Origin of the sequence: Campylobacter sp. US50a, from assembly GCF_004379015.1 — a bacterium.
Taxonomy (GTDB): domain Bacteria; phylum Campylobacterota; class Campylobacteria; order Campylobacterales; family Campylobacteraceae; genus Campylobacter_D; species Campylobacter_D jejuni.
Genome location: NZ_RYYJ01000012.1, coordinates 17,257 through 37,967 on the forward strand (window position 1 = coordinate 17,257; position 20,711 = coordinate 37,967).

Annotated in this window: 19 protein-coding genes and 1 pseudogene; 14 read left to right on the plus strand and 6 right to left on the minus strand. The window is 30.5% G+C overall.

Translation table 11 applies throughout. The annotated features are described in order from the left end of the window. Nucleotides 1-16: 16 nt before the first annotated feature. The 14 genes from ELQ11_RS08030 to ELQ11_RS08095 all read left to right on the plus strand — a co-directional run bounded on the left by ELQ11_RS08030 (nt 17) and on the right by ELQ11_RS08095 (nt 14,548). Nucleotides 17-2,629 (plus strand): valine--tRNA ligase, encoded by a 2,613-nt coding sequence (locus ELQ11_RS08030; protein WP_126222643.1) that lies wholly within the window; start codon nt 17-19, stop codon nt 2,627-2,629. Nucleotides 2,630-2,633: 4 nt separating this feature from the next. After that, the gene (locus ELQ11_RS08035; protein WP_002872109.1) at nt 2,634-3,644 is read left to right on the plus strand and encodes a methionine ABC transporter ATP-binding protein; all 1,011 of its coding nucleotides are present in this window, start codon (nt 2,634-2,636) and stop codon (nt 3,642-3,644) included. After that, on the plus strand, nt 3,641-4,552 hold the full coding sequence (locus ELQ11_RS08040; RefSeq protein ID WP_052834600.1) for a methionine ABC transporter permease: 912 nt from the start codon (nt 3,641-3,643) through the stop codon (nt 4,550-4,552). Before ELQ11_RS08035 ends, ELQ11_RS08040 begins: the two co-directional genes overlap by 4 nt. 191 nt (nt 4,553-4,743) lie before the next feature. Then, complete coding sequence (locus ELQ11_RS08045) at nt 4,744-5,517, plus strand: MetQ/NlpA family ABC transporter substrate-binding protein (protein ID WP_002872575.1); 774 nt, start codon at nt 4,744-4,746, stop codon at nt 5,515-5,517. A 47-nt stretch (nt 5,518-5,564) separates the two neighbouring features. Beyond that, complete coding sequence (locus ELQ11_RS08050) at nt 5,565-6,335, plus strand: MetQ/NlpA family ABC transporter substrate-binding protein (protein WP_002857015.1); 771 nt, start codon at nt 5,565-5,567, stop codon at nt 6,333-6,335. A gap of 9 nt (nt 6,336-6,344) precedes the next feature. Beyond that, nucleotides 6,345-7,121, plus strand: a complete 777-nt coding sequence (locus tag ELQ11_RS08055; protein ID WP_052950160.1) for a MetQ/NlpA family ABC transporter substrate-binding protein — start codon at nt 6,345-6,347, stop codon at nt 7,119-7,121. 83 nt (nt 7,122-7,204) lie between these two features. Further along, entirely contained in the window at nt 7,205-7,867 is a 663-nt protein-coding gene (gene flgA, locus ELQ11_RS08060; protein WP_002852578.1) for a flagellar basal body P-ring formation chaperone FlgA, read from the plus strand. Then, complete coding sequence (locus tag ELQ11_RS08065; RefSeq protein WP_002871446.1) at nt 7,864-8,427, plus strand: UbiX family flavin prenyltransferase; 564 nt, start codon at nt 7,864-7,866, stop codon at nt 8,425-8,427. The genes flgA and ELQ11_RS08065 overlap by 4 nt, the downstream gene beginning before the upstream one ends. Nucleotides 8,428-8,466: 39 nt before the next feature. Beyond that, nucleotides 8,467-8,943, plus strand: coding sequence for a pantetheine-phosphate adenylyltransferase (gene coaD, locus ELQ11_RS08070; protein ID WP_002852633.1), 477 nt, complete (start codon nt 8,467-8,469; stop codon nt 8,941-8,943). Beyond that, nucleotides 8,934-9,512 (plus strand): dTMP kinase, encoded by a 579-nt coding sequence (tmk, locus tag ELQ11_RS08075; protein WP_044779439.1) that lies wholly within the window; start codon nt 8,934-8,936, stop codon nt 9,510-9,512. Before coaD ends, tmk begins: the two co-directional genes overlap by 10 nt. Then, complete coding sequence (gene hisS / locus ELQ11_RS08080) at nt 9,509-10,735, plus strand: histidine--tRNA ligase (protein ID WP_002871444.1); 1,227 nt, start codon at nt 9,509-9,511, stop codon at nt 10,733-10,735. The genes tmk and hisS overlap by 4 nt, the downstream gene beginning before the upstream one ends. After that, nucleotides 10,732-12,567 carry a biosynthetic arginine decarboxylase gene (speA, locus tag ELQ11_RS08085; RefSeq protein ID WP_074487182.1) on the plus strand — a complete coding sequence of 612 codons (1,836 nt, stop codon included), beginning with the start codon at nt 10,732-10,734 and terminating at the stop codon, nt 12,565-12,567. Before hisS ends, speA begins: the two co-directional genes overlap by 4 nt. After that, entirely contained in the window at nt 12,568-13,206 is a 639-nt protein-coding gene (cysE, locus tag ELQ11_RS08090) for a serine O-acetyltransferase (RefSeq protein WP_002871442.1), read from the plus strand. Between the two features lie 172 nt (nt 13,207-13,378). Beyond that, a complete protein-coding gene (locus ELQ11_RS08095; RefSeq protein ID WP_126230349.1) occupies nt 13,379-14,548 on the plus strand; it encodes a pyridoxal phosphate-dependent aminotransferase in 1,170 nt (389 codons plus the stop codon). Nucleotides 14,549-14,607: 59 nt separating this feature from the next. Here ELQ11_RS08095 and ELQ11_RS08100 read toward each other — a convergent pair whose 3' ends face one another. The 6 genes and pseudogenes from ELQ11_RS08100 to ELQ11_RS08120 form a co-directional block, all read right to left on the minus strand. Continuing rightward, entirely contained in the window at nt 14,608-14,949 is a 342-nt protein-coding gene (locus tag ELQ11_RS08100; protein ID WP_002871440.1) for a cupin domain-containing protein, read from the minus strand. A gap of 69 nt (nt 14,950-15,018) precedes the next feature. After that, on the minus strand, nt 15,019-16,044 hold the full coding sequence (locus tag ELQ11_RS08105) for an MBL fold metallo-hydrolase (protein ID WP_126230347.1): 1,026 nt from the start codon (nt 16,042-16,044) through the stop codon (nt 15,019-15,021). A gap of 34 nt (nt 16,045-16,078) precedes the next feature. Next, nucleotides 16,079-18,720, minus strand: a pseudogene (locus ELQ11_RS08110) (DEAD/DEAH box helicase family protein). Continuing rightward, entirely contained in the window at nt 18,721-18,987 is a 267-nt protein-coding gene (locus tag ELQ11_RS10345; protein WP_243833542.1) for a hypothetical protein, read from the minus strand. It abuts the pseudogene before it with no gap. Between the two features lie 14 nt (nt 18,988-19,001). Then, entirely contained in the window at nt 19,002-20,024 is a 1,023-nt protein-coding gene (locus ELQ11_RS08115) for a DUF4917 family protein (RefSeq protein ID WP_002880636.1), read from the minus strand. 15 nt (nt 20,025-20,039) lie between these two features. After that, entirely contained in the window at nt 20,040-20,705 is a 666-nt protein-coding gene (locus tag ELQ11_RS08120; protein ID WP_070261313.1) for a DUF4145 domain-containing protein, read from the minus strand. Between the last annotated feature and the right edge of the window lie 6 nt (nt 20,706-20,711).

Sequence of the window (20,711 nt, forward strand, 5' to 3'; positions counted from 1 at the left end):
ACAATAAAGGCAAATAATGTATGATAAAAATTTAGAAAAAGAGTATTATCAAATTTGCGAAGAACGCGGATATTTTGAGATCGATGGCAATAAAACCATACAAGAAAAAGATAAAAATTTCTGCATTATGATGCCTCCTCCTAATGTCACTGGAGTTTTACACATAGGACATGCTTTAACCTTTACTCTACAAGACATTATGACGCGTTACAAAAGAATGGATGGCTATAAGGTTCTTTATCAACCAGGGCTTGATCACGCAGGTATTGCTACTCAAAATGTTGTAGAAAAACAACTCCTTGCTCAAGGCATTAAAAAAGAAGAACTAGGTAGAGAAAAATTTATAGAAAAAGTCTGGGAGTGGAAAGAGCAAAGCGGTGGAAAAATTTTAGACCAAATGAGAACACTAGGCATCACTCCTGCATGGAGTCGCTTGCGTTTTACTATGGATGAAGGTTTGGTTAATGCCGTAAAAAAAGCCTTTGTAGAACTTTATGATAAAAGACTTATTGTACGTGGAAACTATATGATCAATTGGTGTACTCACGATGGCGCTTTAAGTGATATAGAAGTTGAATACAAAGAAAATAAAGGAAAACTTTATCATATTAAATACTTTTTAAAAGATAGCGATGAATTTTTAGTAGTAGCCACAACGCGTCCTGAAACTTTTTTTGGCGATACTGCAGTTATGGTGCATCCTGATGATGAACGCTATACTAAATTTGTGGGCAAAGAAGTGATTTTGCCTATAAGCAAAAAAGCCATTAAAATTATAGCTGATGAACATGTAGAAAAAGAATTTGGAACAGGAGTTGTAAAAGTTACTCCCGCTCATGACATGAATGATTATGAAGTAGGACTTAGACATAATTTAGATTTTATAAGTGTTTTTGATGAAAAAGGAATTTTAAACGAGCATTGTTTAGAGTTTCAAGGTTTAGAACGCTTAGAAGCAAGAGAAAGAATCGTAGCTAAACTTGAAAGTCTTGGTTTTATAGAAAAAATAGAAGAGCATAACAATCAAATAGGATATTGTTATCGTTGTAACAATATAGTTGAACCTTATATCTCCAAACAATGGTTTGTAAAAAAAGAAATCGCCCAAGAAAGTATAGAAAAAGTTGCGCTTGGAGAAAGTAAATTTTACCCAAATCACTGGATAAATAGCTTTAATGCCTGGATGAAAGATTTAAGAGATTGGTGTATTTCAAGACAACTTTGGTGGGGACATCAAATTCCTGTGTATTATTGCGAATGCTCTCATGAATGGGCAAGCCAACATACGCCTAAAACTTGTCCGAAATGCCAAAGTCAAAATTTCAAACAAGATGAAGATGTGCTTGATACTTGGTTTTCTTCGGGGCTTTGGGCTATGAGTACTCTAGGCTGGGGAAATGAAAACTGGGGTAAAGATAAAATTTGGTCTGAAAAGGATTTAAAAGATTTTTATCCCAATTCTTTACTCATTACAGGTTTTGATATTTTATTTTTCTGGGTAGCTAGAATGATGTTTCAAAGCACTAATGCCTTACATAAACTTCCTTTTAAAGATATTTATTTACACGCTCTTGTGAAAGACGAGCAAGGTAGAAAAATGAGCAAAAGCCTTGGAAATGTTATCGACCCAAATGAAAGCATTAAAGAATATAGTGCTGATATTTTACGCTTTACTTTAGCGCTTCTTGCTATACAAGGACGCGATATTAAACTTAGTAATGATAAACTTTTACAAGTTAGAAATTTTACAAATAAAATTTATAATGCTACAAATTATCTGCTTTTAAATGAAAGTAAATTTGAAGATTTGGAAAATATCACACTTCATTCAGAATTAGCAAAATATATCTATGCCAAATTTCAAACTTGTGTTAAAGATGTAAGAGAAAATTTAGACAATTATCGCTTTAATGATGCAGCCAATACTCTATATAAATTCTTTTGGGATGATTTTTGCGATTGGGGTATAGAGCTTAGCAAAGCAGAAAAATCGAGTGTTAAAGAACTTGGTAGTATTTTCAAAGAAGCTTTAAAGCTCTTAAATCCTTTTATGCCTTTTATCAGTGAATATTTATATCATAAACTAAGCGATACAGAACTTAAAACAAGCCCTTCTATTATGATAAGCAAATATCCAAAATTTAAAGAACAAGATAAAAATATAGAAAAAATCTTTTCTTTACTTATAGAAAGCATAGTTGGTATCCGCCGTGCTAAAAGTTTAATCGATCTTGGAAATTCTAAAATAGAAAAAGCTTATATCAAATTTAACGATAGAAAAATCAAAAATGAAATCAAAGCTTATATGAATTTTATCATGATGCTCGCAAAGTGCGAGCAAATAGAATTTAGTGAAGAAAAATTACCAAAGGCAATATGTGATGTTAGCGAGAATTTAGAAATTTTCATTACGCTTGAAAATGTTGATTTAAGTGGTATTTTAACAAGACTTGAAAATCAAAAAAATAGGCTTGAAAAAGAAAGCTTCAAGCTTAACTCCATGCTTTCAAATGAAAAATTCATCGCTAACGCACCTAAAGAGGTGGTTGAGCAAAATAAAGAAGCTCTAGAAAATTTAAAAATTCAACTTGAAAAAATATCAGTTGAACTTCAAAATCTAAGAGGTTGAAAATTTGATAAAAATAAAAAATTTAAAAAAATATTATGGCAAAGAACTCGTGATAAACGATGTTTCTTTGGAGATTAAAAAGGGTGAAATTTACGCCATAGTAGGTCATAGTGGAGCTGGAAAATCCACTCTTTTAAGATGTATTAATGGACTTGAGAATTATCAAGAAGGAAGCTTAAAAGTCTTTGATCAAGAAATTAAAGATTTAAGTCAAAAAAAATCAAAAGAGCTGAGAGTGCTTAGAAAAGATATAGGGATGATTTTTCAAAATTTTGCCCTAATGGAGCGCAAAAATGTATTTGAAAATGTTGCTATGCCTTTAAGAACACACTATACTCAGTGTAAATTTCATGCCAAGCTTTTTAATAAAGAATACATGAGCGAAAAAGAAATTGCCCAAAAAGTCAATTCTTTGCTTGAAATCGTAGGACTTGATCATAAAAACAAATCCTACCCAAGAGAACTAAGTGGGGGGCAAAAACAACGCGTTGCTATTGCTAGAGCCTTAGCTTTAAACCCAAAAATTTTACTTAGCGATGAAGCTACTTCGGCTCTTGATCCAAACACTACAAAAAATATTTTAGAGCTTATATCTAAAATCAATACTGAATTTGGGATTACTGTTGTTTTAGTAACTCATGAAATGGATGTGGTAAAAGACATAGCTCAAAAAGCTTTATTGCTTGAACATGGACAAATCATAGGAAGCGGAGCAATTGATGAGCTTTTTTTAAGACCTAATGACAAAATGAAAGAATTTTTAGGAGAAAGTGATTTCTTACCTGAACACGGACTTAATATCAAACTTTACTTTCCAAAAGAAGTTGCCCAAAATAGCGTCATCACTCATATGGCAAGAACTCTAAATATAGACTTTAACATAGTTTGGGGCAAAATAGAAAAACTGAATGGAAAAGCCTTAGGAAATTTAGTTATAAATATAAATGAAAAGGATAAAGACAAGGTTCTTGATTACATAGAAAAAAGTGGAGTATTATGGGAGGTGGCATCATGAATGAAGAAAACATCTCTATCATCAGTGCTTTTTTTAGTAGAATTTCTCAATTTTTTAATGAATTTTCTTGGCAGGATATTAAAGAAGTGAGTTTAAGTTCTATTACAAGTTTCAGTGAAAATTATGAAAACATTTTAAAACCTGCGCTTAATGAAACAATTTATATGAGTTTAATGGCTGTACTATTCGGATTTTTACTGGCTATCATTCCTGGAATTTTACTTGCTATTTGGGATAAAAACGGAATTAAAGAAAATAAAATCGCTTATAGTATTTTAGATTTTATTACAAATATACTGCGTGCCTTTCCATTTTTAATTCTTATAGTTGTTCTTTTACCGCTTTCTAAAATCATAGTAGGCACAAGCATAGGCACAAATGCTGCCATAGTTCCTTTAGCTATCGGAATAGCTCCTTATTTGGCAAAGATGCTTGAAAGCGCTTTTAAAGAAATAGACAAAGGAATCATAGAAGCAGCAAAAAGTTATGGTGCTAGCAATATTCAAATTATATTCAAGGTTATCTTTAGTGAAGCTCTTCCTGCTATAATTAGCGGAATTACCCTAACTTTGATCTTTACCATTGGTTTTTCTGCTCTTGCTGGAACTGTCGGTGGTGGAGGTTTGGGAGATGTCGCTATTCGCTATGGTTATGAAAGATTTAACAAAGAAGTTATGATTCAAACTGTAGTTATTTTACTTATATTAGTTCAGTTAGTTCAAATTCTAGGTAATTTATTTTATACTTGGGCTAAAAATAGTAAAACTACATATATCATTGCCACTCTATTGATTTTACTTGGAATTAGCATAGTTATCAATATAAACAATGATGAAAATTTCTTTTGGCAAGTAATTGTTTTTATCTTATTTTTGGGAAGTTTGCTTTATAAAGGTTTCAAAAAATAAGGAGATTATATCTCCTTTTAAGATAAATATAAGTTTTTTTAAGTAAAATTTAAACAAAAAATTAAAGGAATTAAAATGATGTATCAGATGCGCTAATCTGACTATCAACAAGTTTTTATATGCTTCTTCCTGATAGTCAGAGTGAATTTATTAAGATTAAAGCAAGCACAAAATGACTAAAAAGGAAAAAAATGAAAATCAAATCTTTATTTATAGCAAGTATTTTAACATTAAGTCTTAATGCAAATGCATTAGAAACCATCACAGTTGCAGCAACTCCCGTCCCTCATGCTGAAATCCTAGAGCAAGTAAAACCTGATTTAGAAAAACAAGGCTATAAACTTGAAATCAAAGAATTTACGGATTATGTTTTACCTAATCTAGCTGTTGATAATGGAGAAGCCGATGCAAATTTTTTCCAACATACTCCTTATTTGGAAGAATTTAATAAAAACAAAGGCACCAAACTTATCAAAGTAGCTGCCATACACATAGAACCTATGGCTGTTTACTCCAAGAAATATAAAAGTCTAGATGATATTAAAGAAGGGGTTAAAATCGCCATTCCAAATGATCCAACCAATGAAAGTAGAGCTTTAGATATTATTGCAAAAAAAGGTTTGGTAAAATTTAAAGATAAGGCTTTAAAAACACCTCTTGATATTATAGACAATCCTAAAAAAATTAAATTTGTAGAATTAAAGCCCGCACAACTTCCAAGAGCTTTAGATGATGTTGATTTTGCTGTAATTAATTCCAACTACGCTCTCTCTGCAAATCTAAATCCTGCAAAAGATAGCGTATTTATCGAAGATAAAGAAAGCCCGTATGCAAACATTCTTGTTGTAAGAGTAGGACATGAAAACGATCCAAAAATCAAAGCCTTAATCCAAGCTCTACAAAGTGATAAAATCAAACAATTTATCATAGAAAAATACAACGGATCTGTTTTACCTGCTTTTTAATTTTGTCCCTTACCTAGGGACTTTTTTTTAAATACAAAGGAGTTTTTATGAATTTATTTAAAATTATTATACTCGCTTGCATTCTAAATTTATCTAGCCTGTTTGCACAAAACATTACTATAGGAGCCACTCCAAATCCTTTTGGTAGCTTACTAGAACTAATGAAAGATGATTTTAAAAACAAAGGGTATGAGCTTAAAATAGTAGAATTTTCAGACTATATTTTGCCCAATCGTGCATTAGAGGAAAAAGAACTTGATGCAAATTTATATCAACACAAACCTTTTTTAGAAGAATACAACCTAAAAAAAGGTTCAAATTTAATTGCAACAACGCCTGTACTTATAGCTCCAGTAGGAGTTTATAGTAAAAAAATCAAAAATTTAGAAAATCTTAAAGAAGGCGCTAGAGTTGCTATACCTAATGATGCCACCAATGAAAGCAGAGCTTTAGAGCTTTTAGAGAAAGCAAAATTAATAGAGCTTAACAAAAATACTCTAAAAACCCCATTGGACATAAACAAAAATCCAAAAAAACTTAAATTTATAGAACTTAAAGCCGCACAACTTCCAAGAGCTTTAGATGATGTTGATATTGCTATAATTAATTCTAATTTCGCACTTGGAGCCGGTCTGAATCCAAGTAAAGATACTATTTTTAGGGAAGATAAAAATAGCCCTTATGTAAATTATGTTGTGGTACGCTCAGAAGATAAAAATAGCGAAAAAACCAAAGTAATTGATGAAATTTTAAGAAGCGATAAATTTAAAGCCATCATTAATGAACATTATAAAGATATATTAATCCCAGCTTTTTAGGAGTATAGCATGAATATTAAAAAAATATTTTTAAGTGTTTTATTTACAATTAGCCTTAGTTTTGGAGCAGATAAAACCATAATCATAGGTGCAACACCAACGCCTTATGCTGAAATTTTAAATTTCTCCAAACCCTTATTTCAAGAAAAAGGTTGGAAGTTAATAGTTAAGGAATTTAATGACTATAATATACCTAATATCGCTTTAAATGAGAAAGATTTAGATGCAAATTTATATCAGCATAAACCTTTTTTAGATGATTTTAATACCCACAAAGGAACAAATTTAAGTTCTTTAGGTGCTATTGTTTTAGTTCCTATGGCTATATATTCTAACTCCATAAAAGATATAAAAGACATTCCTAATGGTGCTAAAATCGCTATACCTAATGATGCTACCAATGAAAGCAGAGCCCTTGATTTACTAGCTAAAGCAAATTTAATAGAATTTAAAAGTCAAAACACCCTTAAAACCCCTATTGACATAAGTAAAAATCCAAAAAAACTTAAATTTATAGAGCTTAAAGCCGCGCAACTTCCAAGAGCCCTAAATGATACTGATTTGGCTGTTATTACCACAAACTATGCTCTTGGAGCAGGTTTAAACCCTTTAAAAGATGGTATTTTTATAGAAGATAAAGATAGTTTATATGCTATTGTTTTAGCTACAAGAAAAGGTGAAGAAACAAGTCAAAAAAGTCTTGTTATTAAAGAAATTTTAACAAGCGATAAAATTAAAAATTTTATCATAGAAAAATACAAAGGCTCTGTTATCCCTACTTTTTAACTCTATACAAAGCCTTCTAAAGGCTTTGTTAAACTTATAAAAGCTAAAATACTATTTATTGCATTATAATTCTTAGGATAAAAATGAAAATTATTTTTTTAACTTTTTTTATTGTGATAAATTATATCCAAGCAGCTAGTTTAGAAGAAATCAAAACAGCACTAGCTAAAGAATTTAGAAATAATTTTCCTAAAATTATAATTTCTCAAATTGATTTAAAAATAACATCATTGCCTAAAGATTTTGATCAATATGAATTTCTAAGAATCGCTAATGGGCGTTTTAATCAAGCGCAAGGCTTTTTAAGGGCTGAATTTAAAACTCCGCAAAATATACAAAAAAATGTATTTTTTAGATATTTCATTCAAGCAAATTTAGAAGTTTTAAAAAGCGAACGCGCTATAAAAAGAGGAGATAAACTTGGAGCTTTTGACTATAAAAGCGTATTGATTGATTTTGATAAAGTTCCTTTAAATGCCTTAACCTTAGATGATGTAGATAATCTTGTAGCTAAAAGCAATATTAACAAAAACGCCATTTTAAGAGCAAATATGTTTAAAACCACAGCTTTAATACGCCGAAATGATCCTATAATCGGAGTTTTAAGTGAAGCAAATGTTGATGTTTTAATCGAACTTGTGGCTTTGCAAAGTGCAAATATGGGCGAAAGGATTCGTGCAAAAAACAAAGAAGGTAAAGTTATGCAAGGCATCGTAGTGGGTAAAAATAGGATGATTATACAATGAAGGTTTTATTAGGAATTTCTGGTTCAAGCAGTGTCAATTTAGGCTTAAAATTATTAAAAAATTTAGAAAATCAATGCGAACTTTATTGTATTTTAACTCAAGGTGCAAAACTTAGTTTCAAAGCTGAAAATGAAGCAAATTTAGAAGAAATTTGTCAAGAAAATTTTAAATACACTCATTTTTTAGATGATAAAAATTTAAGTCTAAGTGTAGCAAGTGGATCTTTTGGAATAGAAAAAACTATCATTGCTCCTTGTTCGATTTCAAGTTTAGCAAAAATTCACGCTGGTTTTGCAGACACTCTTTTAATGCGTGCTGCAGCAGTGGCCTTAAAAGAAAGAAAAAAACTCATCTTAGGCGTACGTGAAATGCCTTTTTCTACTTTAAATTTAGAACATATGTTAAAACTTAGCCAAATGGGAGTTATTATCGCACCTCCTATTATCGCAAGTTATTCTAAAGCAAACAATCTAGAACAAATGGAAAATTTTATCGTAGGTAAATGGCTAGATCTTTTAGAAATAAAACACAATTTATATGAAAAATGGCAAAATTTTTAGTTTAAATTTGTTATATTTTTAAAAAAAATTGGAGCAAAAATGACTTGTTTATATCCTGGGACTTTTGATCCTATTACCAACGGGCATTTAGATGTTATAAAACGGGCTTTAAAAATTTTTGATGAAGTCATCGTTGCCATAGCAAAAAGTGAACATAAAAAACCTTGCTATGATTTAGAAAAACGCAAAGAACTAGCCCTGCTTGCAACACAAAATTTAAAAAATGTTAAAATCATTGCTTTTGATAATTTACTTGTAGATTTAGCCAAAGAATTAAAAGTTAATACTATAATCCGTGGACTTAGAGCAGTGAGTGATTTTGAATACGAATTGCAAATTGGCTATGCAAATCACGCACTTTGGGAAGATATGGAAACCATTTATCTTATGCCGAGTCTAAAACATGCTTTTATTTCAAGTTCTATTGTTCGCTCTATAGTAGCACATGGGGGCGATGTAAGTTCTCTTGTTCCAAAAGAAATTCTACCTTTTTTAAAGGATCAATCTTGTATGTAGTTTTTGAAGGTATTGACTGCGTAGGAAAAAGTACGCAAATTTCACTTTTAAAAGAAATTTACAAAGACGCCATTTTCACACTCGAACCTGGCGGAACAGAACTTGGAAAACATTTAAGAAAAATTTTACTTAATAAAACTCATCCTATTAGCAAAAGAGCTGAACTCTTGCTTTTTTTAGCTGATCGTGCTCAACATTTTGAAGAAATCTTAAAAACCAATCAAAACAAACTCATTATTAGCGATAGAAGTTTTATTTCAGGCATGGCTTATGCCAAAGATTTTGAAAACGATTTGCTTTTTGCTTTAAATAGTTTTGCTTTAGAAAATTTTTTTCCACAAAAAATTATCTTTTTAAAAGGAGATGCAAACCTTATTCAAGAACGCCTCAATCAAAAAGAACTAGATAGCATAGAAAAACGTGGCATTGAATATTTTCTAAGCGTGCAAGATAAACTCGAAAAAGTGCTTCATTTTTTAAAAGAAAAAATTTCTATAGAAATTTTAACACTTGACGCAAAAGAAAATAAAGAAAAATTACACCAACAAATAAAGGAATTTTTACAATGATTAACGCTTTAAAAGGAATGAAAGATTTATTAGATAAAGATGCATATTATTATGAAAAAGTGATTAAAACCTGTGAAGAAGTAGCTAAAAACTATGGCTTTACTTTTATCAATACACCGCATTTAGAACTTTGCACCCTTTTTAAAAGAAGCGTAGGAGAAAGTTCTGATATAGTAGGCAAAGAAATGTATGAATTTATCGATAAAGGCGAAAATCATGTTTGTATGCGTCCTGAAGGAACTGCTGGGGTGGTGCGTGCCTATATAGAAAAAAAACTCGATAAAAACACTAGTGTGAAAAGATGGTTTTATCATGGTTCCATGTTCCGCTATGAAAGACCCCAAAAGGGACGCTTAAGAGAATTTCATCAATTTGGCGTTGAAAGTTTTGGAAACGCAAGCGTTTATGAAGATGCAAGTATTATTTTAATGTTAGTAGAAATTTTTTCACGCTTAGATATTAAATTTAAACTACTGATTAACTCTTTAGGTTGTTTAGAATGTATGCCAAAATATCGTGAAAATTTAATACATTTTTTAGATAGCAAAGAAGGTTTTTGCGAGGATTGTTTGCGTAGAAAAAACTTAAATCCCATTCGTGTTTTAGACTGTAAAAATGAGCATTGCCAAAGCCTACTTAACGATGTTCCGCTTTTAAATCAAAATTTATGCTCATCTTGCCAAAAAGACTTTGAAATTTTACAAAACGTTTTAAAAGAAAATGGAGTGGATTTTGAAGTGGATCCTAAGCTTGTTAGAGGGCTTGATTACTACTCTAAAACGGCTTTTGAATTCATTAGCGATGAAATTGGTGCAAAAGCTGCTATTGCTGGGGGTGGAAGATATGATAGACTCATTGAATACCTTGATGGAAAAAGTGGTTTTGGCGTAGGTTTTGCCATGGGCATAGAAAGAATTATAGCTATTTTAGAACAAAAAGAAGAAAAAGTTCAAAGAGAAGGAATTTATCTTTGTGCTATGGATGAAATTTATATCCAAAAACTTTTGCATATCGCTACAAATTTAAGAAAAGAATATAAAGTGTTTTTAAGCTATGAGGCAAGAAAACTAGCTAAACATCTCGAAAACGCGGATAAAAATAATGCTGAAATTTTTCTTTGTATGGGAGAAAATGAAGCACAAAATGAAAGTTTGTTTTATAAAAATTTAGCAAAAAAAGAAGAAAAAATGATTAAAATTTCAGACTTAAAGAAGGTTTTATAATGGATTATGGTATTGATATTTGGGGAAATGAAAATTTTATTATCAAAAATGGTAAAGTTTGTATCAATCATGAGAAAAAACCTGCTATTATTGATATAGTTAAAGAATTAAGAGATGATGGATACAAGGGGCCTTTACTTTTAAGATTTCCTCATCTTATTCAAAAACAAATTGAAAATATTTACGGAAATTTCAATAAAGCAAGAAAGGAATTTGGCTATAAAGGAGGATTTAACGCTGTTTATCCTTTAAAGGTCAATCAATACCCTGGTTTTGTAAAAAATCTTGTAAAGCTTGGAAAAGACTATAACTACGGACTTGAAGCAGGTTCTAAGGCAGAGCTTTTACTCGCTATGGCTTATAATAACGAAGGCGCACCTATTACAGTAAATGGCTTTAAAGATAGAGAACTTATCAATATAGGCTTTATCGCAGCTGAAATGGGGCATAATATCACTTTAACCATAGAAGGACTTAATGAACTTGAAGCTATCATAGACATAGCCAAAGAACGCTTTAAACCTAAACCAAATATAGGCTTACGTGTGCGTTTGCATTCTGCTGGAGTTGGAATTTGGGCAAAAAGCGGTGGGATTAATTCTAAATTTGGACTTACATCCACTGAACTCATAGAAGCAGTAAATTTACTCAAAGAAAACAAACTTTTAGAACAATTTACCATGATTCACTTTCATCTAGGCTCACAAATTACCGAAATTCATCCTTTAAAAAAAGCCCTAAATGAAGCAGGAAATATCTATACAGAACTTAGAAAAATGGGGGCTAAAAATCTAAAAGCTATTAATCTTGGTGGTGGTTTGGCTGTAGAATACTCACAATTTAAAAATGAAAAAAGTAGAAATTACACCCTAAGAGAATACGCTAACGATGTAGTTTTTATCCTAAAAAATATAGCTGAACAAAAAAAAGATTTAGAACCTGATATTTTTATAGAAAGTGGACGTTTTGTAGCAGCTAATCACGCTGTTTTAATCGCTCCTGTATTGGAACTTTTTTCTCAAGAATATGCAGAAAACAAACTCATACTTAAAAAACAAAATCCAAAACTTATCGATGAACTTTATGATCTTTATAAAAGCATAAAACCTTCCAATGCATTAGAATACTTGCACGATAGCATAGATCATTTAGAGAGTATTTTAACTCTTTTTGATTTGGGCTATGTCGATTTGCAAGATCGATCCAATGCTGAAATTTTAACTCATTTGATCACAAAAAAAGCCATCTTGCTTTTAGGAGATAAGCAAAATCCTGCGGATTTACTTGCCATACAAGATGAAGTACAAGAAAGGTATTTGGTAAATTTTTCGCTCTTTCAAAGCATACCTGATTTTTGGGGCTTAGAACAGAATTTCCCCATCATGCCACTTGATCGCTTAGATGAAGAACCGACTCGAAGTGCAAGTATTTGGGATATAACCTGCGATAGTGATGGAGAAATTTCATACTCTAAAGATAAGCCTTTATTTTTACACGATGTAGATGTAGAAAAAGAAAATTATTTTCTAGGGTTTTTCCTTGTAGGGGCCTATCAAGAAGTACTTGGAATGAAACACAATCTTTTTACTCATCCTACTGAAGCTATTATAAGTATCAATGAAAAAGGCTATGAAGTTGAGGGGATTATAGAAGCACAATCCATACTTGATGCCTTAGAAGATTTAGACTATGATATACACGCTATCATGAATATACTTAATGAACGCATAAGTAATTCTAAGCTTGTCAATGACAAACAAAAAAAACATATTTTAGGGGAACTTTATCTCTTCTTAAATGATAATGGTTATTTAAAAAGTATAGGAGTTTAGATGAATTTTTGGGGTATTATAAAAGAAGATTTTTCTCAACCAAAGGCACAAGATCCAGCTTTTAATTCTTCTATAGAACTTTTTTTTAATTACCCTGGAGTATGGGCTGTGGTAAATTACCGTTTTGCACATTTTTTTTACATAAGAAATTTTAAACGCATTGCCAGAATGATTAGTGGAATTTCGCAATTTCTAACTGGAGTAGATTTACATCCTGGAGCAAAACTTGGAAGACGTATTTTTATAGATCATGCCAATGGGGTGGTTATAGGTCAAACAGCGATCATAGAAGATGATGTTTTAATTTATCAAGGCGTTACTTTAGGTGGAACAAGCCTTGAAAAAGGAATCAAACGCCATCCAACCATCAAAAAAGGAGTGATCATAGGCTCAGGTGCAAAAGTACTTGGCAATATCACCATAGGAGAAAATGCCAAAATAGGCTCAAATGCTGTAGTGGTTAAAGATGTAGGTGCAAATTTAACTGCCGTTGGAATTCCTGCTTATATTATCGAAGAGCGTAAAAATAAAAACATTAGAGCTATAGATGCAAATTGCGATGACAAACTAGAAAAGCTAGAAAAGAAAATTTTAGAACTTGAAAATCTTATATTAAAACAATTTAAATCGCAAAAATAATAATTTTTTATAATACATAAAATTATGCATATTATTATGCGTATTAATTTTTCTTAAAAAATTAATACAAATTTTCACATTTATTGAAATTTATAACTCATTTTTAAATTAAATTTATTACAAAAATGCAATTTTCTGCTAAAATTAAACAAAAATTATCAAGGATTGAAAAATGCTTACAAAAAGATCTCAAGTTTTAGAAGAATCTATCACTTTAGCTATCACCGCACTTGCCAATGAACTTAAAGCTAAAGGCGAGGATATCATTAGTTTTTCAGCAGGCGAACCTGATTTTGACACACCGCAAATCATCAAAAATGCCGCCATAAATGCTATTGAAAAAGGATGTGGAAAATACACTGCTGTTGCGGGAATTCCTGAAGTATTAAAAGCTATTCAAACCAAATTTAAAAAAGATAATAATCTTGATTATGAAACAAATGAAATTATCACCAATGTAGGCGCAAAACACTCTCTTTTTGAATGTATAGAATGTTTAGTAGAAAAAGATGATGAAGTCATTATCCCTAGTCCTTACTGGGTAAGCTATCCTGAAATGGTAAAATTTTCAGGCGGAAAACCTGTATTTATAGAAGGCTTGGAAGAAAATGGCTTTAAAATTACCGCTGAACAACTAAAAAAAGCTATCACAGCTAAAACCAAGGTTTTGATGCTAAATTCTCCTTCAAATCCTGTAGGATCGATTTATTCTAAAGAAGAATTAACTCAAATTGCTAAAGTTTTAGAAGGAACTCAAATTACTGTTTTAAGTGATGAAATGTATGAAAAACTTCGCTATGATAGTTTTGATTTTGTAGCTTTTGCAAGTGTAAGCGAAGATGCTTTAAAACGCACTGTGACTATTAACGGACTTAGCAAATGTGGAGCTATGCCAGGATGGCGTTTTGGCTATATGGCAAGCAAAAATAAAGCCCTAATTTCAGCTGTTAAAAGACTTCAAGGACAAAGCACTTCGAATATTTGCTCCATCACTCAACATGCAGCCATTCCTGCTTTAAATGGAGAATGTGATGAAGATATAGAAAAAATGCGTCAAGCCTTTGAAAAACGCCGTAACTTAGCCTTAGATATGCTTAAACAAATCCCAAATATCAGTGTTTATAAACCAGAAGGTGCTTTTTATCTTTTTGTAAATATACAAAAAATAGAAAAAGATTCTATGAAATTTTGCCAAAAATTGCTTGAACAAGAAAAAGTTGCCGTTGTTCCAGGTATAGGTTTTGGAATGGATGGATACTTCAGACTTTCTTATGCCACAAGCGATGAGCTTATCAAAAAAGGTTTAGAAAGAATAACAAATTTCATTAAAAACTATAAATAATTCTAGGTTAAAGCCTAGAATATTTAGGCAAATTAAAACCTTATAAAATCAAAATAAAATCAAGGCTTTTTAAGCACAGCATTTACCCTTTGAACACTATCTGATTTATTTAAACTCAATCTTATTATAGAATTTTCTAATCCACCTAAAGAATGTGCTACATTTGCCTCTAGGCTTATCATATCTAAAGCATTTAATTCAAATTTTTCCTTTTCCACTTCAAACCAAATTTTACCGCTTAAAACTTGAACATGTATAGCAAAAGGAGCTTTATGCTCTTTCATCACACTGTCTTTAGCTAATAAAATTTGAATTTCTTTACCTTTTTCATTGTCAATTAAAACATTGATTTTCACTTCTTTTGGGCTAAATTCCGCCCTATTCCATTGAATGATTTTCACAAAATCTCCTTTTTTAGTTTTATAAAACTATAACAAAAACCAAAATATAAATTATAAACTTGTGTTAATTTATCCTTCTTTCCACCAAAAATCCTGTTTAAATTTAGCTCCTACTTCATAAGCCTCACCCATTTTTGGTGTGATAAGGGGTAAATCTAAATTTTCATAAAGAAATTTTACCACCTCATTCCACGCATGAGTTCCTGCTAAAAATCTCCCCCAATGTATAGGCATGACAGCTTTTGCATTAAGATCTTTTGCTTCTTTTAAAATTTGCTCAGGAAAAGAGTGTGAATATGGCCAGGCGATATTAAATTGTCCGCTTTCAAGACAAGCTAAGTCAAAATCTCCAAAATACTCACCTATTTTTTTAAAATGTGTAAAATACCCTCCATCTGCGCTAAAAAACACTCTCTTATCTACACTTAAAAATTCCATCACAAAAGAAGCCCAAAGGGTTTTGTTTTTACCATCTCCCCTACTTGAACTGTGTTGTGCAGGTGTTGCAATGATTTTTAAATCACCAAATTCTATGCCACTCCACCAATCAAGCTCTATGATTTTTTTCTCACTCACCCCATAGCTTTTTAGATAATTTCCCACTTTTAAAGGTGTGATAAAAAATCGTGCTTTTTCTTTTAAAGCTTTTATACTCTTAGCATCTAAATGATCAAAATGCGAATGCGTGATAATCACAGCAAAAATTTCATTAAAATCATTTACATTATAAACAGGAGCATTTTTAAAAGCCTTGTTGATAAAAGAAATAGGCGAAGCATGAGTGTTAAAAATAGGATCAATCAAAATTTTATATTCTTTAAAATTTATAAAAAGCGAAGAATGCCCAAGCCAAGTAATATGTGGGGTGCTAAAATCACTCAAATCAGGCTTAAAAAAAGGTAATTTAAAAGAAGGAATGGCATTTTTTGGATAAAGATAATAATACCTCAAAATTTCTTTAAAAGACACTTTAGGAGTTATAAGACTTTGCTCATTTTCATTAAGAAAAATTTCATATTTTTTACCCTGCACTTTTTTAGCTTTTGATCGTTGTGCATTAGAAATATCAAAGGTTTTAAAAAAATCTACACTCACAAAAATTTATCCTTTTTTTTGACAACTTTATACTTTAAAAATCATTACAAACCATATTAAACATGGTATTTGCTATCTTGTCTTTAAATTCTATATTTTGATTAAATTGTTTAAAAAGTTCTAAATTTAACTCCAAGATATCTTGAATTTTATCTTTTAAAAGTGCATCGAACTCGATACGAGAATTTTGCATATCGGATTTGCTAAAAGTTTCACGTATTCTTTCATTTTTTGCTATATCATCTTTTATATCGTATAAGATTTTAGCGATTCTATCGCTTTCATTAAAGTCTATATTTGCGTATTTGTTATTAAAATCTTTGATGATGTTTAAAAGTTCTTCTAATTCAGCTTCAACACTTTTGCTCGAACCATCTGCAAATGAAGGCTTTAGCTCTCCATTTCCTTGCAAAATGATATCTTGTGTTTTATCAAGTTGTAAGCGATAACTATCAAAATCCACATTATCTAAAATTCCTTTAGCTAAATCCTCTGATTTAGGCAAGATAATCTTACTAGCAAGTTTTTTAAGTAATATATAGAGTTTTTCAAGCTCTATGTCTTCATAAGGCAATATTTGTGCAAGAAAAGAATACTCTTTAAGATAAGTTTTTGCTTTATTATAAAAATCCAATTTTTCATCATCACTTTTTTGATTAAATCTATCTAGCATTATGTCCAATTTTGCATGAATGATATTTTCTTTTTCTTTTCTTAAAATAGCATTTGCAAAATCATCTATTTCTTCTTGGGTATAAATTTCATACTCATTTAGATTTGCCTTTAAATCAAAAATTCTATTATCATCTGTGGCTTCACTTAAATAAGTTTGCTCATAAAACACACTAAAAGATTTTGCTATATCTTCATGAGTATTTACAAAATCTAGCACAAAAGTGTTTTCTTTGTTTTTGCAAGTTCGGTTTAGTCTTGATAGAGTTTGCACTGCACCTACTCCGCTTAATGTTTTATCCACATACATCGTATGTAATAATGCCTCATTAAATCCGGTTTGGTATTTTTCCGCAACGATTAAAAAACGATACTCATCTTTTTAAACTCATCTTTTAAAGCATTTTCTGAAAAACCATTTAAAACACTTTCGCTATAAATTTCACCTTCTAAATTTACTTCGCCTGAAAAAGCTACGATGGCTTTAAAATGTGGATAATTTTTTCTTAAATATTCCCTAAAAACAAGATAATACTTCACGGCATTTTCTCTTGAGCTTGTTACAATCATAGCTTTTGCTTTACCATTTATCTTTTTAAAGCTATTTTGAAAAAAGTGCTCGCACATGATTTGTGATTTTTGTTCGATTGTTTTTATATTGTTTTGGACATAGGCTTTTAGTTTTGCGTTTGCTCTTTTTTTGTCGTATTTTGGATTGTCATTTGTACAAGATATGATTTTATAGTAACTTTTATACGTTGTATAACCTTTTAGTACATCAAGTATAAATCCTTCTTCTATGGCTTGTTTCATCGAGTAAAGATGAAAAGGGATAAACCTTTGTTCTCCATTAACATCACAAGGCATACCAAACATTTCTAAGGTTTTTGGCTTAGGCGTAGCGGTAAATGCAAAATAAGAAGCATTACTTTGGAGTTTTTTATTTTTTATGATTTCTAAAATTTCATCATCTAAATTTTGACTTTCATCGCCGCTTTTATCCCTTATGGCTTCTGCCATTTTTTGAGCATTGCTTCCGCTTTGACTAGAGTGTGCTTCATCGATGATGATAGCAAAAGTTTTGCTTTTTAAGGTTTTGATCTCATCTAAAATGAAAGGAAATTTTTGTATGGTTGTGATGATGATTTTCTTACCTTCTTCTAAAGCGTTTTTAAGCTGTTTGCTTCCATGAGTGATGGCTTCTACTAAATTTTTTGTCTGTGAAAAGGATTTTACATTTTCTCTTATTTGGCTATCAAGCACTTTTCTATCAGTTACTACGATGAAAGAATCAAAGATATTTTTTTCAAGTCTATGCAAGCTTACGAGATTATGCGCAAGCCAAGATATAGAATTACTCTTGCCACTTCCTGCACTATGCTGGATCAAGTAGCGTTGCCCTGTGCTGTTTTCTTTCGCATGGGCGAGTAGCTTTTCTACTACATCAAATTGATGGTATCTAGGAAATATGATGATTTCTTCATTTTTCTTTTTTACAACTTGCACAAAATTAAAAAATAAATTTAGCAAAGTATCTTTTTTAAAGATTTTCTCCCACAAATAAGCTGTTTTTATACCATCACTTGGCGGATTACCTGCTCCATTTGCTAAGCCTATTTTGCCACTACCATTGTTTAAACCAAGGTTAAAAGGTAAAAATGTAGTCGCATCTTGATCTAGTTTCGTACTCATGTAACAAAGATCATGATCTAGCGCAAAATGCACTATCGTATAGTTAAATATAGCTTCTTTTGAGTTTCTATCTTTTTTATACTGATCTATAGCGTGAAAGACATTTTGCCCGGTGAAATGGTTTTTAAGCTCTATGGTGATAAGGGGCAAGCCATTTAAAAAGATCACCATATCAAGGGAGTTTTTATTTTGCGTGCTATAGCAAAGTTGGCGTATAATAGAAAGGGTGTTTTGCTCGTATTTTTTCACGCTTTCTTCGTTTGCACTAGTGTTTGGTTTTGAAAAGGCTAGGTAAATTTTAATGCCTTTGATTTAGCTTTGCAAGACTTTGACTATGCCTTTGGTTTTGATCTGTGAGAAAATACGATTAAAAAGTTCTTTTTTATAGTTTTGCCCACAACGCTTTTTAAGCTCTTCAAGCTCTACACTTTGCGTAGCTTGTAAGAAATTCTCAAAAAGCTCCACATCTAAACATAAATTTTTATCGTAATTTTCATTTGTTCTTTTGATATAGCCATTATTTTCTAATAAATATGATTCTATGAAATTTTCTAAATCTTTTTCTTTGTAGTTAGTCATTGTTAATCCTTTTTTTACCAAATTCTTACAGTTCTATAATTATAAAAGAAAATTTGTTTTTTGTTTTTTTCTAAATTATTATTTTTTTCAATAAAACTATTTAAGTCTTTTTGACCTTTTTCCAAACTTGATACGCCAAAATATATATTTGTAACTTTACTTTTTAATATGGCATCTTGTATGTGCTCATCGTTCGATTTTAACATTGTTCCAAAAACAATTAAATTTCCTCCTATAGAAGATAAACTTTTGTAACAATGATTTAAATATGCATTGTGGATAATTTTTGTTTTTTTCTGTTCCGATGTGCCCTCCGATACAAAAACTGGATATCTATTACTATTAAGTTCTTCTGTAATTTGTTCTTTTAAGGGTCTGCCTGTTCTTGAGTATGTTTTTTTAATTATTTCATCTCCACTATCAAAAATATGCAAAGCTCCGTGTAGATAAAAACAAGTATTTTTACGAGAATTGTTATCAAATACTACATCATTTCCATTATCACTATTATGAAAACCATCAATAAATTCTGTTTTATCTTGTATAATTTTATCATTTATTTTTTCTCTTAATTTTTCAGTCACCCAATATAACAATAAATCATAATTTAGAGAATATATCTTGTCATAACTTTTTATAAATTCTATAGTTGAATCAAATTTATTATCAGGAATTTCTGTTATTTTTTCTGGATGATTATTTGTAACAATATCAACTAAAAATTGTTTTAATTTTTTAGAATCTTCTAATAATTGCTCACATAAACTTTCATTTTGAGTATAAATTTTTAAAATTTTAGAAGTATTTTCTAAGATTTTAACAACTTCTTCAAAATCACTAGTATTGTTATTTTTAAATATTTGATGAATATTTGAATTTTCTTTTATAATATCTTTATCAATAGCACTTTGCAGCAAGCTTGTAAATGAAAAACGATTTTTATCATAAGCCATACTAAAACCATTCCCCAAAAGAAGGCGTCTTCCTTCATCTGTTTGTTTTAAAACTTCATCGTATTCAAATAGTTTATTTTCCATATTTTTCCTTATGATTTATTGTTTTTCACCTATAGCACTTTTTAATTTATTTAATCTTTCTTCTCTTTCCTTTGGTTTTGTAATAATTTCTCCTACAATAAAATTAATCATTTCAAAAAGAGTGTTTGCAATTTCTGGATTATCATTAATATCTAATTCCGAAGGGTGAGAAGCCTTATTACCAATCAATCTAACAGAATTCATAGCTTTTTCAAGCATTTCTTTTTGATCTTGATAAAAATTTCCAATATTTATAATTTCTTCGATATCTTCATTAATATTTCTATTTTTTAATCCATTATATATTTGAATATTTTCTTTGAGATACTTCATTAATTCTTGCAACGCCAAACGCAATAAAGCACAAGCAGCCCTAGGAGAATCACTTAAAACCAAAGATGCTTCTTCATAAATTTCTTTAACATTTCCAGGCATATTTTCTTCAGGAGGAATGGCAACTTCCCTTGGAAAAAATATTTTTGGATTTTCATCTTTTAAATACCAAATAACACTCCTTTCACAATGATAACAAGTAGATTCAGAAAAAGAATATCCTTCTACTTGTTTTATCCTATTATTATACCCATTATAAAAACCATCCCACTCCATACGCGAATATACTCCACAATAAGGACAATTAAATGCCTCTCCTTCAAAATATGGCTTAGTGTATTTATTCATAATTTA

Bases quoted from the DNA above. Each gene is read 5' to 3' on its own strand.
- ELQ11_RS08055 (WP_052950160.1), top strand. From the start codon at position 6,345: ATGAATATTAAAAAAATATTTTTAAGTGTTTTATTTACAATTAGCCTT.
- ELQ11_RS08065 (WP_002871446.1), top strand. From the start codon at position 7,864: ATGAAGGTTTTATTAGGAATTTCTGGTTCAAGCAGTGTCAATTTAGGC.
- coaD (WP_002852633.1), top strand. From the start codon at position 8,467: ATGACTTGTTTATATCCTGGGACTTTTGATCCTATTACCAACGGGCAT.
- hisS (WP_002871444.1), top strand. From the start codon at position 9,509: ATGATTAACGCTTTAAAAGGAATGAAAGATTTATTAGATAAAGATGCA.
- ELQ11_RS08050 (WP_002857015.1), top strand. From the start codon at position 5,565: ATGAATTTATTTAAAATTATTATACTCGCTTGCATTCTAAATTTATCT.
- ELQ11_RS08040 (WP_052834600.1), top strand. From the start codon at position 3,641: ATGAATGAAGAAAACATCTCTATCATCAGTGCTTTTTTTAGTAGAATT.
- ELQ11_RS10345 (WP_243833542.1), bottom strand. From the start codon at position 18,987: ATGACTAACTACAAAGAAAAAGATTTAGAAAATTTCATAGAATCATAT.
- ELQ11_RS08115 (WP_002880636.1), bottom strand. From the start codon at position 20,024: ATGGAAAATAAACTATTTGAATACGATGAAGTTTTAAAACAAACAGAT.
- ELQ11_RS08120 (WP_070261313.1), bottom strand. From the start codon at position 20,705: ATGAATAAATACACTAAGCCATATTTTGAAGGAGAGGCATTTAATTGT.
- cysE (WP_002871442.1), top strand. From the start codon at position 12,568: ATGAATTTTTGGGGTATTATAAAAGAAGATTTTTCTCAACCAAAGGCA.
- ELQ11_RS08030 (WP_126222643.1), top strand. From the start codon at position 17: ATGTATGATAAAAATTTAGAAAAAGAGTATTATCAAATTTGCGAAGAA.
- ELQ11_RS08045 (WP_002872575.1), top strand. From the start codon at position 4,744: ATGAAAATCAAATCTTTATTTATAGCAAGTATTTTAACATTAAGTCTT.
- flgA (WP_002852578.1), top strand. From the start codon at position 7,205: ATGAAAATTATTTTTTTAACTTTTTTTATTGTGATAAATTATATCCAA.
- ELQ11_RS08095 (WP_126230349.1), top strand. From the start codon at position 13,379: ATGCTTACAAAAAGATCTCAAGTTTTAGAAGAATCTATCACTTTAGCT.